The sequence below is a fragment of the Pasteurella oralis genome (assembly GCF_002850605.1).
Lineage (GTDB): Bacteria > Pseudomonadota > Gammaproteobacteria > Enterobacterales > Pasteurellaceae > Pasteurella > Pasteurella oralis.
Genome location: NZ_NXGB01000001.1, coordinates 49,470 through 65,820, shown reverse-complemented (window position 1 = coordinate 65,820; position 16,351 = coordinate 49,470). Strand labels below are relative to the sequence as shown.

The following is a 16,351-nucleotide window of genomic DNA, read 5'->3' as shown; positions in this document are numbered from 1 at the left end:
TTTCAAGATAGAAGCCAATTACTTGTTATTTGAAGCATTGGATATATTTGGGCATAAGAAACTGCCTCTTAGTCAGTTGAATATAAAGCCAAGTTTTGAGAGGCAGATCAATAAGAACCTTAATATGAATACTGTTTAAAAATCAATCTCTAAAATTATTAAATTGGAAAGGTTGTCCTAGTTCTGCATTCTTCACTAACTGAATCGTCGCTTGTAAATCATCTCTTGATTTACCCGTCACACGTACTTGATCACCTTGAATCTGTGTTTGGACTTTCAATTTAGCGTCCTTAATTAACTTAGTAATTTTCTTCGCCATCTCAGTTTCAATCCCTTGTTTTAACTTAATTTCTTTACTATAAGTTTTACCACTGTGTTCATACTCAGTTGGAATAGCTAATGAGCTAGAATCGATACCACGTTTAATACAAGCATTACGCAAAATATCAACTAACTGTTCAACTTGAAAATCTGATTCACTAGAAACTTTAATCGTTTCACTCTTTTCGTTTAGCTCAATTGCCGCTTGCACATTACGAAAATCCCAACGATTTGTTAAATCACGATTTGCATTGTCTACTGCATTGCGTACTTCATGTAAAGTAATTTCAGACACAATATCAAAAGAAGGCATGATTATTTACTCCTTAGTTAATCGATCATTCGCACTCAATAAACACAAAAGTGCACTAAAGTCTGCGAAGTTTACCACAATTTTCGCCTGTTGTTGCACTTTTGGTTTGGCATGCAATGCAACCCCTAATCCAGCTACTGTCAGCATGGCTAAATCATTCGCACCATCACCAATAGCAACTGTATTGTCTGGCGTAATCTCATATTGTTGTGCTAATTGCTGCAATGTTGTAGCTTTATATTCCGCATCAACCACACGACCTTTGACTTCACCAGTTAATATTCCATCTTGGATTTCAAACTGATTTGACACTGTATAATCAAGCTTTAAGATTGCTCTTAAATAATCTGTAAAATAAGTGAATCCACCAGACGCAATTGCCGTTTTCCAACCATATTGTTGTAACTGATTAATGGTTTCCACTAATCCTGGCATTAAAGGTAAATTTTCTCTAACTTGTACTAAAATCTGTTCTGATGCGCCTTTTAACGTAGCTACACGACGACGCAAACTTTGCTCAAAATCCAATTCGCCACGCATTGTTTGCGCTGTAATTGAGGAAACTAACTCGCCTGTACCCGCTAATTTTGCTATTTCGTCAATACATTCAATTTGAATCGCAGTGGAATCCATATCCATCACCAACAAACCAGCTTGTTTTAAACGTGGAACAAAATCAATTTGTGCAAGATCTAAACTAAGTTCATGCGCATAAGTGAGCCACTGTGCTTGCCATGTTCCTTGTAATAGCACAACAGTATTGTATAAAACAGTCCAGCCATCTAAAATAACAAAATTTTCACCGCATTTTTGCTGAAATTGTTGTAATCGCGCATAATTTAAATCTGCTCCATACAAAATAAATTTTGTCTGACCCATAGTTGGTCTTTCATCGGCTAAAAATGTTGTTGGGAATTGAGGGAAATATTGAGTAATGGTTGCAAGATTTTGTGTTTGCATAGAAAATCCTGTAAATTGTGATTTAAAATAAAGTGGTTGTATTCTAGCTTATTTACTTATCTTTAGGAAAAAAGAACTTGCATTTAGCCAAAGAAAAACTGATTAAACTTACCATGATCATCTCGATCATTTTATTTTGTGTCGCCACCATTGCGGTCATTTTATTTGGGGTACAACAATTTAAAATTGGTTCACAATTAGCGAGTGTTAATCAGGTATCCAACTTATCGCATTTATTAGTACGTCAACAAGCAAACTTATTTTCTATGTTGCTCGTGAACAATGCGAGTACGGAAAAATTGAACGAAAATTTAAATTCTTTCGCTAAAGAAGAATTTGTACTTGATGCTTCTATTTACGCGAATAATGGCGAATTATTAGCACAAACTAACCAATCTAAAGACTTACGCTCAACTTTAGGTTTAGCTAGTCAAACGCAACAAGACGATGATAGCAATACCCAGCAAATTGTTGAACCTATTTATTCTTCTAATGGTATCGAAGGTTTCTTACGCGTCACCTTCGATGCTAAATATGGTAAAACGACACAAAACAAAATCGATCAAATTTTTCACCAGCTCTACGGCGAACTGATTATTGTTTTTCTCGCTGGTATATTACTCGCTAGCTCAGTACATTATTTTTTAAGTCATTATCGTAGAGCATACCGCACAAAAACCGATACTAAACCGTCTCGCATCTTAAAACCCGTGAAAAATACATTACACTACCATCGTCGCCGTAAACGTTTTAATAAATAACACCAAAGCGCATCATTCACAGAAAAAAGGCAATAAAAAACCGCAACTTCAACTAAAGTGCGGTTTTATATTATTTAAAAGTCAAAAATTATGCTAATTTTTTGATTTGTGCAGATAATTTAGCTTTGTGGTTCGCTGCTTTGTTCACGTGAATTAAACCTTTAGAAGCCATTCTATCTACAACTTTTTGCATTTCTACAAATGCTGCTTCTGCTACTGATTTATCACCTGCTGCTACTGCTGCGTAAACTTTTTTAATGTAAGTACGCATCATTGAGCGTTGACTTGCATTGTGCTGACGGCGTTTTTCTGATTGAATCGCACGTTTTTTAGCTGACTTGATATTAGCCAAGGTCAAACTCCTAAAATTATTTGTTAGTAAACGAGATAAATTAAAGGCGTAAAATATGCCTATTTTCTATGCTTTTGTCAATGACTAATTTGGCGTTGTCACTGAAAATTTGTTATTGGTTTCGGTGAGACACAACCGAAAGTTTTCGCATCGTTATATCAATTAAGCTCGCTTAAGATGGCTCACCAAACGATGTGGGCGAGATTTTAGCAGTTTTTTTACATAGAATATAGCGTAAAAACGAAATTTCTATACAATTAAGTAAAATTTATTCAGACAACCAAGTCGAGTACATTATTTTGAGCAAAGGATTATTAAAATCAGGCATTGTGGTCAGTTCAATGACTTTATTATCACGTATTTTAGGCTTAATACGAGATGTTGTTATCGCGAATTTATTAGGGGCAGGCGTTGCCGCAGATGTTTTTTTATTCGCCAATAAAATTCCCAATTTTCTCCGTCGTCTCTTTGCAGAAGGTGCATTCTCACAAGCCTTTGTTCCCGTCCTTGCCGAATACCAAAAATCGGGCGATATTGATAAAACACGAGAATTTATCGGTAAAGTATCTGGCACTTTGGGTGGATTAGTGTCAATCGTGACACTCTTTGCGATGATTTTTTCTCCACTTGTTGCAGCTATTTTTGGAACTGGTTGGTTTTTAGATTGGCTTAATGATGGAGCTAATGCAGTCAAATTTGAACAAGCTTCATTATTATTAAAAGTGACGTTTCCTTACTTGTGGTTTGTCACTTTTGTTGCCTTATCCGGTGCTATTCTCAATACTATTGGTAAATTTGGTGTGATGTCTTTTTCACCAGTTCTGCTCAATATTGCCATGATTTGTACCGCTCTTTTCCTTGCACCACGTATGAATAATCCTGATCTCGCTCTCGCAATTGGAATCTTTCTCGGTGGTTTACTGCAATTTTTATTCCAAATTCCTTTTTTAAAACAAGCAGGTCTATTAGTAAAACCCAAGTGGGCTTGGCATGATGAAGGGGTAAAAAAAATCCGTACACTGATGATCCCCGCGTTGTTTGGAGTATCTGTTAGTCAAATAAATTTATTATTAGATACCTTAATCGCCAGCTTCTTAATGACGGGTTCTATCAGTTGGCTTTACTATTCTGATCGTTTATTAGAGTTCCCATTAGGGTTATTTGGTATCGCTATTTCGACTGTCATTCTGCCAACACTGGCGCGTCAGCATGTCAATCGCAGCGAGAATGGCGAACAAAGTAATCAAGATTTTCGCAACACGATGGATTGGGGTGTACGTATGATCTTATTACTTGGTATCCCCGCGATGGTCGGTATCGCTATCCTCGCTCAACCATTATTACTTGTGCTCTTTATGCGAGGTAATTTTGGTTTAAACGATGTGCAAGCGGCTTCACTTTCATTGTGGGCGTTTAATATGGGCTTACTGAGTTTTATGTTAATTAAAATCCTCGCCAATGGTTACTATGCACGTCAAGATACTAAAACTCCCGTTAAAATTGGTATTATTGCGATGATTAGCAACATGGGCTTTAACCTACTTGCTATTCCTTTTAGCTATGTAGGATTAGCCATGGCATCGGCAATATCAGCAACATTGAATGCTTACTTACTCTATCGTGGTTTAGCTAAACAAGAGATCTATCATTTTAGTCGCAAAAGTGCGGTCTTTTTTGGCAAAGTTTTGTTTGCAGCAGCAGCCATGGGAGGACTAGTTTGGTATAACACACCAAACCTACTCGAATGGCATGCAATGAACTTCTTGACTCGCATACATTGGCTAGTTTGGCTAATTGGTTTAGCCATCCTTGTTTACTTTGGCACACTTGTTCTACTTGGCATTCGCAAACAACATTTATTCAGCAAGGGATAAGCATAAAAAAATATCGCCTATTTAATGAATTTATGCTTATAATGTCCGGATTATTTTGGCTTATAAATTTCGAACGGATAACGATTTCAATGCGACTGATTCGTGGCATTCATAATTTACCTAAAAATTTATCAGGTTGTGCACTAACAATTGGCAATTTCGATGGTGTTCATCTTGGTCACCAAGCCATTTTGCGTCATTTACAGCAAAAAGCAGAGCAATTAAATTTGCCAGTCATCGTCATGTTATTCGAGCCTCAGCCACGAGAATATTTTACAAGTGAAACAGTGCCAGCTCGTTTAATGCGTTTACGTGATAAATTACATTATCTTGCCGAAGCGGGCGTTGACTACGTCATGTGCATTCGATTTAATCAAACATTTGCCCAACAAAGTGCACAAGATTTTATCCAAGATTGGCTAGTAAACAAGCTAAAAGTGAAATTTTTAAGCATTGGAGATGATTTTCGTTTTGGCGTCAAACGACAAGGAGATTTCCACTTATTACAACAAGCAGGCCAACAATTTGGCTTTATAGTTGAAGATAATCATAGTTTTTGTCTTGAGCAATTACGCATTAGCAGCACAGCTATCCGAGAAGCTCTCGCTAATGATGAGTTGGTCCGTGCTGCCGCTATGCTAGGCAGACCCTATTGTATTTTAGGACGTGTTGTACATGGTAATAAACTCGGACGAACTATTGGTTTTCCAACAGCCAACATTCCTTTACACCGTCAAGTCAATCCTGTTAAAGGCGTGTATGCGGTTAAAGTGCGGTTAAAAAATGAAAAAATTTACCGAGGTGTTGCCAATATAGGTAAACGCCCCACTATCAATGGAGTCGTACAGCTTTTAGAAACTCATCTTTTTGATTTTAAAGGTGATATTTACGGACAATGTCTTGAAGTGGAATTTTGCCACAAAATCCGCAACGAAGTTAAGTTTCCTTCTTTTGACGCATTAAAACAACAAATTGCTCAAGATGTAGAAACCGCAAAACAATTTTTCAGAACACAACATATAAAAGATTAGTTAATTTTATTAATTGGGATATCACAATGACAGTTGATTATAAAAACACTCTTAACCTGCCAGAAACAGGTTTTCCTATGCGTGGTGATTTGGCCAAACGAGAGCCAAACATGTTAAAAAATTGGTATGAAAAAGATCTCTACCAAAAAATTCGCCAAGCATCAAAAGGCAAAAAATCCTTTATTCTGCACGATGGTCCTCCCTACGCAAACGGCACCATTCATATTGGTCACGCAGTTAATAAAATTCTAAAAGATATCATTGTTAAATCTAAAACCGCACTAGGTTATGACTCACCTTACATTCCAGGTTGGGATTGCCATGGCTTGCCAATTGAATTAAAAGTTGAAGGTATTGTTGGTAAACCAAATGAAAAAATCTCTGCTGCAGAATTCCGTGAGGAATGCCGTAAATATGCGGCTGAGCAAGTTGAAGGTCAGAAAAAAGATTTCATCCGCTTAGGCGTGTTAGGTGATTGGGATAATCCATACTTGACGATGAATTTCAATACTGAAGCGAATATCATTCGTGCTTTTGGTAAAGCAGTCGAAAACGGACACTTATATAAAGGTTCAAAACCTGTTCATTGGTGTTTAGATTGTGCCTCATCGCTTGCTGAAGCAGAAGTAGAATATGAAGATAAAGTATCGCCTTCTATTTATGTACGTTTTAATGCCGTTGACCCTACTGAAGTAGAAGCAAAATTTAATGCACTAGGTAAAGGTTCAGGTAAAATTTCTGCAGTAATCTGGACAACAACACCTTGGACAATTCCATCGAATCGAGCAATTGCATTACATGAAAACCTAGACTATCAATTAGTTCAATTTAATGATGAGCGCGTCATTTTAGCTAAAGATTTAGTCGAAGATGTTACTAAAGCGGCAGGCATTGAACAATTTAGCCTATTGGGCGAAGCTAAAGGAAAAGAGCTTGAATGGCTACGCTTCAATCACCCATTCTATCAATTCAGCGTACCATTTATTTTAGGCGATCATGTAACCACTGATGGCGGTACTGGTTTAGTTCATACCGCACCAGATCATGGTCACGACGACTATGTTATCGCAATGAAAAATGGTATTGAAATGGCGGGTTTGATTGGTAATGATGGCTTATTTAAAGCAGATGTTCCCTTCTTTGCGGGTAAAGGCGTATTCGAATCTAACGATCTTGTTGTAGCAAAACTCCAAGAAGTCGGTGCAATGTTAAAATTCAGCAAAATCAAGCATAGCTATCCACATTGCTGGCGCCATAAAACACCAATTATTTTCCGTGCAACACCACAATGGTTTATTGGTATGGAAAAACAAAGTTTACGTCAACAAGCCCTAAGCGAAATCCAAAAAGTACGCTGGATTCCAGATTGGGGTCAAGCGCGTATTGAAAAAATGGTGGAGAATCGTCCAGATTGGTGTATTTCACGCCAACGTACTTGGGGAGTACCCGTCGCCTTATTTATCCATAAAGAAACTGAGCAATTACATCCACGCACGGTTGAACTAGTAGAAGAAGTCGCAAAACGCGTAGAACAAAAAGGTATCCAAGCATGGTGGGATTTAGATCCTGCCGAATTATTAGGCGCAGATGCAGAACACTACAGTAAAGTGCCTGATACACTAGATGTCTGGTTTGATTCAGGATCAACCTATTTCTCGGTTGTCAAAGATCGCCCTGAATTTAATAATCAAGAAGCAGATATGTATCTCGAAGGCTCCGACCAACACCGCGGTTGGTTTATGTCCTCATTAATGTTATCTACCGCAACGGATAATAAAGCGCCATATAAACAAGTGTTAACGCATGGCTTCACAGTGGATGGACAAGGTCGCAAGATGTCAAAATCTATCGGCAATATCGTTACACCACAAGAAGTAATGGACAAATTTGGTGGTGATATTTTGCGTTTATGGGTTGCTTCGACGGATTACACAGGCGAAATTTCCGTATCAGATGAAATTTTAAAACGTGCTGCCGATGCTTACCGCCGTATTCGTAATACAGCACGCTTCTTGTTAGCAAACTTGAATGGTTTTGACCCGCAACGTGATTTAGTCAAACCAGAAGACATGATGGTATTAGATCGCTGGGCAGTAGATTGTGCCTTGCAAGCACAGAAAGAAATTAAAGACGCTTATGACAATTACCAATTCCATGCTGTGATTCAGCGTTTAATGAAATTCTGTTCTATCGAAATGGGTTCATTCTACTTAGATATTATTAAAGATCGCCAATATACAACGAAAGCTGACAGTTTAGCACGCCGTAGCTGCCAAACCGCATTATGGCATATTGCAGAAGCGTTAGTTCGTTGGATTGCACCAGTGCTGTCATTTACTGCAGATGAAATCTGGCAATATATTCCAGGAGAACGTAATGAGTTTGTTTTCACCGAAGAATTTTATGATGGCTTATTTGCTCTAGATGCGAATGAAGACATGAATGACGCTTATTGGCAAAAAGTGATTACACTACGCAATGAAATTAACTGTGTGTTAGAACAAGCTCGTAATGACAAAGTAATCGGTGCTGCCTTAGAAGCTGAAGTGACTATCTATGCGAATGAAACTTACGCTGAATTATTAAATCAATTACAAAACGAATTACGTTTTGTTTTAATCACCTCAAAAGCAGAGGTCAAACCATTAGCAGAGGCTGATGTTGCAGAAGGTGGTATAAAAGGGTTAGCAGTTAAAGTTATTCGCTCGCAAGCTGAAAAATGTCCACGTTGTTGGCATTATTCAAACACTATTGGTACACATACAAATCATCCAACATTATGTTCACGTTGTATTGAAAATGTGGAAGGTGAGGGCGAACTAAGACAATTTGCTTAACTCAAGGAAGCGCGAATTAAGCGTTCCTATTTATCAAATCTATGCAAAATCTTATCAGGGCGAACATCAAGTTCGCCCGTGCAATTTTGAATATTTTTAAAGGTACTTATGACACAAACTAAAACAGGACTTTCTTTTTTATGGCTAAGTGTAATTGCTTTCATACTTGATTTAGGCACAAAATACCTTATCGTGCAAAATTTCACTTTGTATGAAAGTATTAACATTCTTCCTTTCTTTAATTTAACTTATGTACGCAATTATGGTGCGGCATTTAGTTTTTTAGCAGAACATTGTGGCTGGCAAAAATACCTTTTTATTGTACTCGCTTGCGTCATTTCTTTAATGCTAATCTACTTTCTCTACAAAAATGAGGCTACACAAAAAATACAAAATAGCGCTTATGCTCTAATTATCGGTGGCGCGCTTGGTAATATGGCAGATCGAGCCTACCATGGTTTTGTGGTTGATTTCTTTGATTTTTATTGGGATATCTATCACTATCCGGTATTTAATGTTGCTGATATTGCGATTTCAATAGGCGCAGGTCTGTTAATTTTAGACGCAATAAAAAATCGTAATGAATCAGAACCTAAACCAAAACAAGAAGACAAATAAGGGAAAATAATGAAAATTATTTTAGCTAATCCACGTGGTTTCTGTGCAGGTGTTGACCGTGCCATTAGCATTGTTGAGTCGGCACTGGAAATTCACGGTTCACCTATTTATGTGCGTCATGAAGTAGTACATAACCGCTTCGTCGTCAATGGATTACGTGAACGCGGTGCGATCTTCGTCGAAGAACTCAATGAAGTTCCAGATGGCGCGATTGTTATTTTCTCTGCCCATGGCGTTTCACAAGCAGTGCGCCAAGAAGCCAAAAAGCGCAACCTAAAAGTCTTTGATGCCACTTGTCCATTAGTCACCAAAGTACATATGCAAGTTGCTCGTGCGAGTCGTAAAGGTACCAAAGCAATTCTGATTGGTCATGAAGGTCACCCTGAAGTGGAAGGCACAATGGGACAATATGACAACCAAGAAGGTGGTATTTTTTTAGTCGAAAGTGTAGAAGATATTGCTAAACTGAATTTAAAAAATGATGAAGATTTAACTTTTATGACACAAACGACATTATCTATTGATGATACCAGTGAAGTAATCGAAGTCTTAAAACAAAAATACCCTGCTATTCAAGGTCCACGCAAAAACGATATTTGTTATGCCACCACCAACCGTCAGCAAGCTGTACGTGAATTGGCTCAACAATCTGATCTAGTCATTGTCGTCGGCTCAAAAAACTCTTCAAACTCAAATCGTTTGGCAGAATTAGCCTCTCGTATGGGGGTCAGCTCAAAACTGATTGATGACGCTGATGATATTGATCCACAATGGCTAAGCAACGTGAAAATAATCGGCATTACAGCAGGTGCGTCTGCACCCGAAGTGTTAGTTCAATCAGTCGTAAAGCGGCTACAACAATTAGGCGTAACTTGCGTAGAAGAACTACAAGGCTGTGAAGAAAACACAGTATTTGAAGTACCAAGAGAATTACGCATTACAGAAGTGAATTAAGCATAAAGCTAGAACAATGTTCTAGCTTTTTTATTTTCTCTTTTTTGCTTTCTAAAAATGTGTTCTACGATCTAGATCGCAAAAGTGCGGTCGATTTTTTGCAAGTTTTCCGATTTTCATAAAAATGCCCCTCTGTTGAGATTATTCAACAAATCATTTTTAACCTCACAACTTCACAAGGAAAACTTATGAAATTTAATTCAATTCTCATCGCATTTCTCACATTCACCTCCGTTTTTACGAGTTCAAGCCTGCTGGCTGAGCCTAAACATGATACAAAAGTACGAAATACACAAATCATACCAGTCACACCTGTCCAAGTTGAATCCCCTCCGAGCATAAGTAAAGTCAATGTCAATAGCGCCACTGCTGCTGAATTACAACAAGCATTGATTGGTATTGGTGCGAAAAAAGCAGAAGCCATCATTCAATACCGTGAAGCACATGGACCTTTCAGCATGGCAGAACAATTACTTGAAGTACAAGGCATTGGTAAAGCAATATTAGAGAAAAACAAAGATCGCTTACTCTTCTAATTCTCTATTCTATGGCTTATAGCGGAATCCATCGGTTCCGCTTATTTACACTTTTGGCTTATTTGCTAGAAAAGCGTATAATTTCTTCACCTTTTCTTAACATATAGGATGTTAAATGAAACAAAAAATCGTACTCGCAACTGGAAACCAAGGTAAAGTCAAAGAAATGGCTGATGTACTGGCAGATTTTGGTTTTGAAGTCATTGCGCAAACAGATTTAAATATTGAAAGCCCAGAAGAAACAGGACTCACTTTTGTTGAAAATGCCTTATTAAAAGCACGCCATGCCAGTAGAATCGCTGGTCTACCAGCAATTGCTGACGATTCAGGCTTAGTTGTCAAAGCATTAGCTGGCGCACCAGGTTTATATTCAGCACGCTACGCGGGCGTAGATGATGATACAGCGGATGCCCAAAATCGTGCTAAGTTATTAAGCGAACTTACCAATGTTACCCAAACTGAACGCCAAGCCAAATTTGTGAGTTGTATTGTCATGCTACAACATGAAGCCGATCCTTCGCCAATTATTGCCGAAGGCGAATGCGTTGGAGAAATTGCATTGGCAGAAAAAGGCAACAACGGTTTTGGCTATGATAGTTTATTTTTTAGCCCAGAAGTCAATTGTACTTTTGCTGAATTAGAAACGGAGCAAAAGAAAAAAATTTCTCACCGTGCAAAAGCTTTATCAGTGTTAAAAAATAAACTCACGATAATAGGCGGTTAAGCTTAAGTAACAGCTTACATGTGACAAAATACTGTCTGTTTCTATTCTCACTATACCTAATGTTGCGTTATCATTTGATTTATAGTATTGCTTAGCAAAAAGCGACAGTATTGAATTTGTGGTACTTACTAGTATACCAGCAACTGATAACAACCTTTGCTGGCTGCGATCAATAAAGAGATGAAATATGTATGCGGTGATAACAGTCTCAATCGTACACAATTAGCAGAAGGTATAAAAATCATATAGTACTAGTAAAAAATGATAGAAATTCGACCGCACTTTTCCATCTCTGACAATCTCAAATTAAGGACAAATTATGCTTATTACAACTACACCGAATGTTGAAGGCAAACAAATCACAGAATATAAACAAGTAGTTTTTGGCGAAGTGGTCGCTGGCTCAAACTTTATTCGCGACTTCTTTGCGGGTATTACGGATATTTTAGGTGGTCGCTCTGGTGCGTACGAATCTAAAATCACTAAAGCGCGTCAAGAAGCACTGGAAGAAATGCAAAAAAATGCACAACATTTAGGTGCAAATGCGATTGTCGGCGTTGAAGTGAATTACACTTCAATTAGCGGTGATGGCAAAAGCATGTTTATGATTGTCGCCAGTGGCACAGCAGTAGTGGTACGCTAAGTGAATCTGGTACTCCCGCCCTTAAGCTTATATATTCACATTCCTTGGTGTGTGCAGAAATGCCCATATTGTGATTTTAACTCACACGCCCAAAAAGGGGCGATTCCTGAGCAAGAGTATATACAGCATTTATTACAAGATCTCAGCCAAGATCTTGTTCGCTTTTCTACCAGCATTCAACAACGTAAATTGCATTCCATCTTTATTGGCGGTGGTACACCTAGCTTATTCTCTGCGCAAAGTATTCATTACTTATTAAGTGAAATTGAAAAACGTATTCCATTTGAACAGGACATTGAAATCACCCTAGAAGCCAATCCGGGAACGGCAGAAGCAGAACGATTTAAGGGCTATGTACAAGCAGGCGTGACTCGTATCTCAATGGGAATCCAAAGTTTCAATGATGATAAATTACAGCGTTTAGGACGAATTCATAATGCAGCTGAAGCCAAAAGTGCGGTCAGTTTTGCTAAAGTTTCAGGACTCAATAGTTTTAATCTTGATCTTATGCATGGCTTACCAAACCAAAATTTAACAGAAGCCCTTGATGATTTAAAACAAGCGATTGCATTAGCGCCGCCTCACTTATCTTGGTACCAGCTCACGATTGAGCCGAATACGATGTTTGCCTATCGCCCACCGGTTTTACCTGATGATGATGAACTTTGGGACATCTTTGAACAAGGACACCAATTATTAATAGCAGCAGGATATGAACAATACGAAACTTCTGCTTATGCAAAAGCAGGCTTTCAATGTAAACACAATTTGAATTATTGGCGTTTTGGTGACTATCTCGCAATTGGCTGTGGTGCACATGGTAAAGTCAGTTTTGAACATGGTGATATTATTCGTTACTCTAAAACCAAACACCCTAAAGGCTACATGCGAGGTGAATATTTGTATGAAGAAAAACATGTTAGTGTAGAAGATCGTGCATTCGAATTTTTCATGAACCGCTTTCGTTTATTAGAAGCAGTACCTAAAATAGCACTTCAACAGTTCACTGGATTAGCGCAACATACTGTCGAACCACAAATCAATTGGGCGCTTTCTAAGCATTATATTGAACAATCCCCTGACTACTGGAAAATCACAGAACAAGGTAAATTATTCTTAAATGAATTGCTGGAACAATTTTTACCTCAATAGACTTGTTAATCCCAATGAATAGGATTAAAGTAGAGCGTTATTACAATATACGCAAACGATTACGTCACATACCTTATCAGTAAAAAAGTCATTCATTACAACAATATTAGGTTAATTATTTACTAAAAAAGGATTAAAAATGAATCAACTTGAAATGAAAAAACAAGCAGCAAAAGCAGCACTACAATACGTTAAGCCAGATACGATTGTCGGTGTTGGCAGTGGCTCAACAGTAAATTGTTTCATTGAAGCCTTAGGTTCGATGAAAGATCAAATTAAAGGCGCAGTTGCTGCATCTAAATCCTCCGAAGAATTATTGAAACAACAAGGTATTGAAGTATTTAGTGCAAATGAAGTTTCAGGGCTAGATATTTATGTTGATGGTGCTGATGAAGTTAATCCGCAAAAAATGATGATCAAAGGTGGTGGCGCAGCACTTACTCGAGAAAAAATTGTTGCTGCACTCGCTAAAACCTTTATTTGTATCGTGGATCAAAGCAAACAGGTGGATGTATTAGGTTCAACTTTTCCATTACCCGTAGAAGTTATTCCCATGGCTCGCTCCCAAGTAGCTCGTAAGCTAGTGGCATTAGGGGGTTCACCAGAATATCGCGAAGGTGTTATCACTGATAATGGTAATGTCATTTTAGATGTGCACCATTTTTTGATCATGAGTCCAATGGCAATGGAAAAAGAATTAAATAACGTTGCAGGCGTAGTAACTAATGGTATTTTTGCTCTTCGTCCAGCAGATATTATTATTGTTGGCACACCTGATGGCACAAAAATTATCGAATAACAAAATAAATACAAAAGGAAAGCAAATATGACAAACAAAGTATCACTTGATAAATCAAAAATTAAATTCTTACTGTTAGAAGGTGTGCATCCAAGTGCCATTGAGGTATTACAAACAGCAGGTTATACCAATATTGAATATCACAAAAAAGCGCTTGATGATGACGAATTAAAAGAAGCAATTAAAGATGCTCATTTTGTTGGTATTCGCTCACGCACATTTTTGACCGCAGATGTGCTTGCGCATGCACAAAAGTTAATTGCAATTGGTTGCTTCTGCATTGGTACTAATCAAGTAGATTTAAATGCCGCAAAATTACGTGGAATTCCTGTTTTTAACGCCCCTTTCTCTAATACGCGTTCTGTTGCGGAATTAGTCTTAGGCGAAATTTTGCTGTTAATGCGTAATGTGCCACAAGCCAATGCCGAAGTGCATCGTGGTATTTGGAATAAATCAGCAGAGGGCTCACATGAAGTACGGGGCAAAAAATTAGGTATCGTAGGCTATGGTCATATTGGTTCGCAATTAAGTGTTATCGCAGAGTCACTGGGTATGCGTGTTTTCTTTTATGATATTGAAAATAAATTACCCTTAGGCAATGCACAACAAGTGCGCACATTAGAAGAGTTACTTGCTATGAGTGATGTTGTGTCATTACATGTACCAGAAAATGCCTCAACCAAGAATTTAATTAGTGCCGAGCGTATTGCACAGCTAAAAGATGGCTCAATCTTAATCAATGCTGCGCGTGGTACTGTAGTCGACATTGATGCCTTAGCTCAAGCCTTATCCTCTGGCAAAATTCGTGGTGCTGCATTAGATGTTTTTCCTGAAGAACCCGCGTCAATTCAAGAAGAATTTGTTTCACCATTACGTGCATTCGATAATGTGATTTTAACTCCACATATCGGCGGTTCAACTTCAGAAGCACAAGAAAATATTGGTGCAGAAGTTTCTGGTAAATTTGTTAAATACTCTGACAATGGCTCAACGCTCTCTGCAGTTAATTTCCCTGAGGTTTCTCTGCCAGAACACGGTGGGACGAAGCGTCTACTTCATATTCACCATAATCGCCCAGGTGTATTAAATAAAATCAACCAAGTGTTTGTTGATGCTAACGTCAACATCGCAGCACAATATCTACAAACTGATCCAGCTATTGGTTATGTGGTTATTGATGTTGAAACCGAAGATACGAATGGATTATTAAATCAGTTAAAAGACATTGAAGGTACCATTCGTGCACGTGTATTATTTTAAATAATCCTTTCAACTCACATCAGGGCAGTGCTTAACTGCCCAATTTACTTTTCACAAAACCCAAATGACCACTTCAGTTTGCCGTTACGGTTTATTCTCATATTCTGTGTTATAATTAAACTCAATTTTGCCTCCTATTTTGTGACTCTTTTCATAGCAAGGTATATTGATGAAAAAATTTTTTAGCTTGTTACTTACACTCGCCTTGATTGCCTCTGGCGCAGGTTTGTATTTTTATTATCAACTTGAACAGTTTGCTAATCAGCCAGTTCAAGTTGAACAAGATCAATTACTTTCAGTGCAACGTGGCACAACTGGGCAAAAATTGGCACAATTACTTGAGCAAGAGAAATTACTAGCAGATGCGAGTCTATTGCCTTATTTATTAAAATTAAATCCGCAACTGAATAAAATAAAAGCCGGTACCTACGCCTTAAATGACGTAAAAACAGTGAAGGATTTATTACATGTGTTGAATGTGGGCAAAGAAGCCCAATTGAGCATTCAATTCATTGAAGGCGATACTTTCAAAACATGGCGTAAAACATTAGAAAAGACACCGCATTTAGTTCAAACCTTAACCAATAAAAGCGACGATGAAATCTTTGGTTTGTTAGATATCCCCGACTTTGCTAAAGCTATTTATGAATGGCGTAACCTCGATGGCTGGCTCTATCCTGATACTTATCACTACACACCGAATTCAACAGATTTAGCCTTACTAAAGCGCGCGGCCGATCGCATGAAAAAAGCCCTTGAGCAAGCTTGGCAACAACGTGATAAAGACTTACCACTCAATAATCCTTATGAAATGCTTATTCTCGCCTCTATTGTAGAAAAAGAAACGGCTATTGCCGCTGAACGAGGTAAAGTTGCATCTGTCTTTATCAACCGTTTAAACAAGAAAATGCGCTTACAAACTGATCCTACCGTCATCTATGGTATGGGAGAAAACTATGATGGCAATATTCGTAAAAAAGATTTAGAAACACTGACTGCTTACAACACTTATCTCATTGATGGCTTACCCCCAACACCAATTGCGATGCCAAGTGAAAGTGCGTTAATGGCAGTTGCTAAACCAGAAAAAACTGATTTTTTATATTTTGTCGCAGATGGCACAGGGGGGCATAAATTCAGCCGAACCTTAGCAGAACATAATCGCGCAGTACAAGAATACTTGCGTTGGTATCGCAGTCAGAAAAATGGAAAATAA

At 38.0% G+C, this 16,351-nt stretch carries 16 protein-coding genes; 13 read left to right on the top strand and 3 right to left on the bottom strand.

Going from position 1 to position 16,351, the window contains the following annotated elements:
- Window positions 1-142: 142 nt before the first annotated feature.
- Together C0975_RS00325 and serB are read right to left on the bottom strand one after the other, a co-directional pair.
- The gene (locus C0975_RS00325; protein WP_101774425.1) at window positions 143-634 is read right to left on the bottom strand and encodes a YajQ family cyclic di-GMP-binding protein; all 492 of its coding nucleotides are present in this window, start codon (window positions 632-634) and stop codon (window positions 143-145) included.
- Between the two features lie 6 nt (window positions 635-640).
- Entirely contained in the window at window positions 641-1,594 is a 954-nt protein-coding gene (gene serB / locus C0975_RS00320; protein ID WP_101774424.1) for a phosphoserine phosphatase, read from the bottom strand.
- 77 nt (window positions 1,595-1,671) lie between these two features.
- Here serB and C0975_RS00315 point away from each other — a divergent pair, with 77 nt between their 5' ends.
- Window positions 1,672-2,355: a YtjB family periplasmic protein gene (locus C0975_RS00315; RefSeq protein WP_101774423.1), complete on the top strand. Its 684-nt coding sequence runs from the start codon at window positions 1,672-1,674 to the stop codon at window positions 2,353-2,355.
- A gap of 88 nt (window positions 2,356-2,443) precedes the next feature.
- Here the strand turns inward: C0975_RS00315 and rpsT are convergent, their stop codons facing one another.
- On the bottom strand, window positions 2,444-2,707 hold the full coding sequence (gene rpsT, locus C0975_RS00310) for a 30S ribosomal protein S20 (RefSeq protein ID WP_101774422.1): 264 nt from the start codon (window positions 2,705-2,707) through the stop codon (window positions 2,444-2,446).
- A gap of 299 nt (window positions 2,708-3,006) precedes the next feature.
- Here rpsT and murJ point away from each other — a divergent pair, with 299 nt between their 5' ends.
- The 12 genes from murJ (at window position 3,007) to mltG (ending at window position 16,351) form a co-directional block, all read left to right on the top strand.
- Window positions 3,007-4,581 (top strand): murein biosynthesis integral membrane protein MurJ, encoded by a 1,575-nt coding sequence (gene murJ / locus C0975_RS00305; protein ID WP_101774421.1) that lies wholly within the window; start codon window positions 3,007-3,009, stop codon window positions 4,579-4,581.
- A gap of 89 nt (window positions 4,582-4,670) precedes the next feature.
- Window positions 4,671-5,612, top strand: a complete 942-nt coding sequence (gene ribF / locus C0975_RS00300; RefSeq protein WP_101774420.1) for a bifunctional riboflavin kinase/FAD synthetase — start codon at window positions 4,671-4,673, stop codon at window positions 5,610-5,612.
- Between the two features lie 26 nt (window positions 5,613-5,638).
- Complete coding sequence (gene ileS, locus C0975_RS00295) at window positions 5,639-8,449, top strand: isoleucine--tRNA ligase (RefSeq protein WP_101774419.1); 2,811 nt, start codon at window positions 5,639-5,641, stop codon at window positions 8,447-8,449.
- Window positions 8,450-8,557: 108 nt separating this feature from the next.
- Complete coding sequence (gene lspA, locus C0975_RS00290; RefSeq protein WP_101774418.1) at window positions 8,558-9,067, top strand: signal peptidase II; 510 nt, start codon at window positions 8,558-8,560, stop codon at window positions 9,065-9,067.
- A 9-nt stretch (window positions 9,068-9,076) separates the two neighbouring features.
- A complete protein-coding gene (gene ispH, locus C0975_RS00285; protein ID WP_101774417.1) occupies window positions 9,077-10,021 on the top strand; it encodes a 4-hydroxy-3-methylbut-2-enyl diphosphate reductase in 945 nt (314 codons plus the stop codon).
- A gap of 188 nt (window positions 10,022-10,209) precedes the next feature.
- The gene (locus tag C0975_RS00280; protein WP_101774416.1) at window positions 10,210-10,557 is read left to right on the top strand and encodes a ComEA family DNA-binding protein; all 348 of its coding nucleotides are present in this window, start codon (window positions 10,210-10,212) and stop codon (window positions 10,555-10,557) included.
- A 115-nt stretch (window positions 10,558-10,672) separates the two neighbouring features.
- Window positions 10,673-11,281, top strand: coding sequence for an RdgB/HAM1 family non-canonical purine NTP pyrophosphatase (gene rdgB, locus C0975_RS00275; protein ID WP_101774415.1), 609 nt, complete (start codon window positions 10,673-10,675; stop codon window positions 11,279-11,281).
- A 319-nt stretch (window positions 11,282-11,600) separates the two neighbouring features.
- Window positions 11,601-11,924 carry a YbjQ family protein gene (locus C0975_RS00270; protein ID WP_101774414.1) on the top strand — a complete coding sequence of 108 codons (324 nt, stop codon included), beginning with the start codon at window positions 11,601-11,603 and terminating at the stop codon, window positions 11,922-11,924.
- A gap of 6 nt (window positions 11,925-11,930) precedes the next feature.
- Complete coding sequence (gene hemW / locus C0975_RS00265; protein WP_425440135.1) at window positions 11,931-13,076, top strand: radical SAM family heme chaperone HemW; 1,146 nt, start codon at window positions 11,931-11,933, stop codon at window positions 13,074-13,076.
- A 139-nt stretch (window positions 13,077-13,215) separates the two neighbouring features.
- Window positions 13,216-13,875, top strand: coding sequence for a ribose-5-phosphate isomerase RpiA (gene rpiA / locus C0975_RS00260; RefSeq protein ID WP_101774412.1), 660 nt, complete (start codon window positions 13,216-13,218; stop codon window positions 13,873-13,875).
- A gap of 27 nt (window positions 13,876-13,902) precedes the next feature.
- On the top strand, window positions 13,903-15,135 hold the full coding sequence (serA, locus tag C0975_RS00255; RefSeq protein ID WP_101774411.1) for a phosphoglycerate dehydrogenase: 1,233 nt from the start codon (window positions 13,903-13,905) through the stop codon (window positions 15,133-15,135).
- 169 nt (window positions 15,136-15,304) lie between these two features.
- Window positions 15,305-16,351, top strand: coding sequence for an endolytic transglycosylase MltG (gene mltG, locus C0975_RS00250; protein ID WP_101774410.1), 1,047 nt, complete (start codon window positions 15,305-15,307; stop codon window positions 16,349-16,351).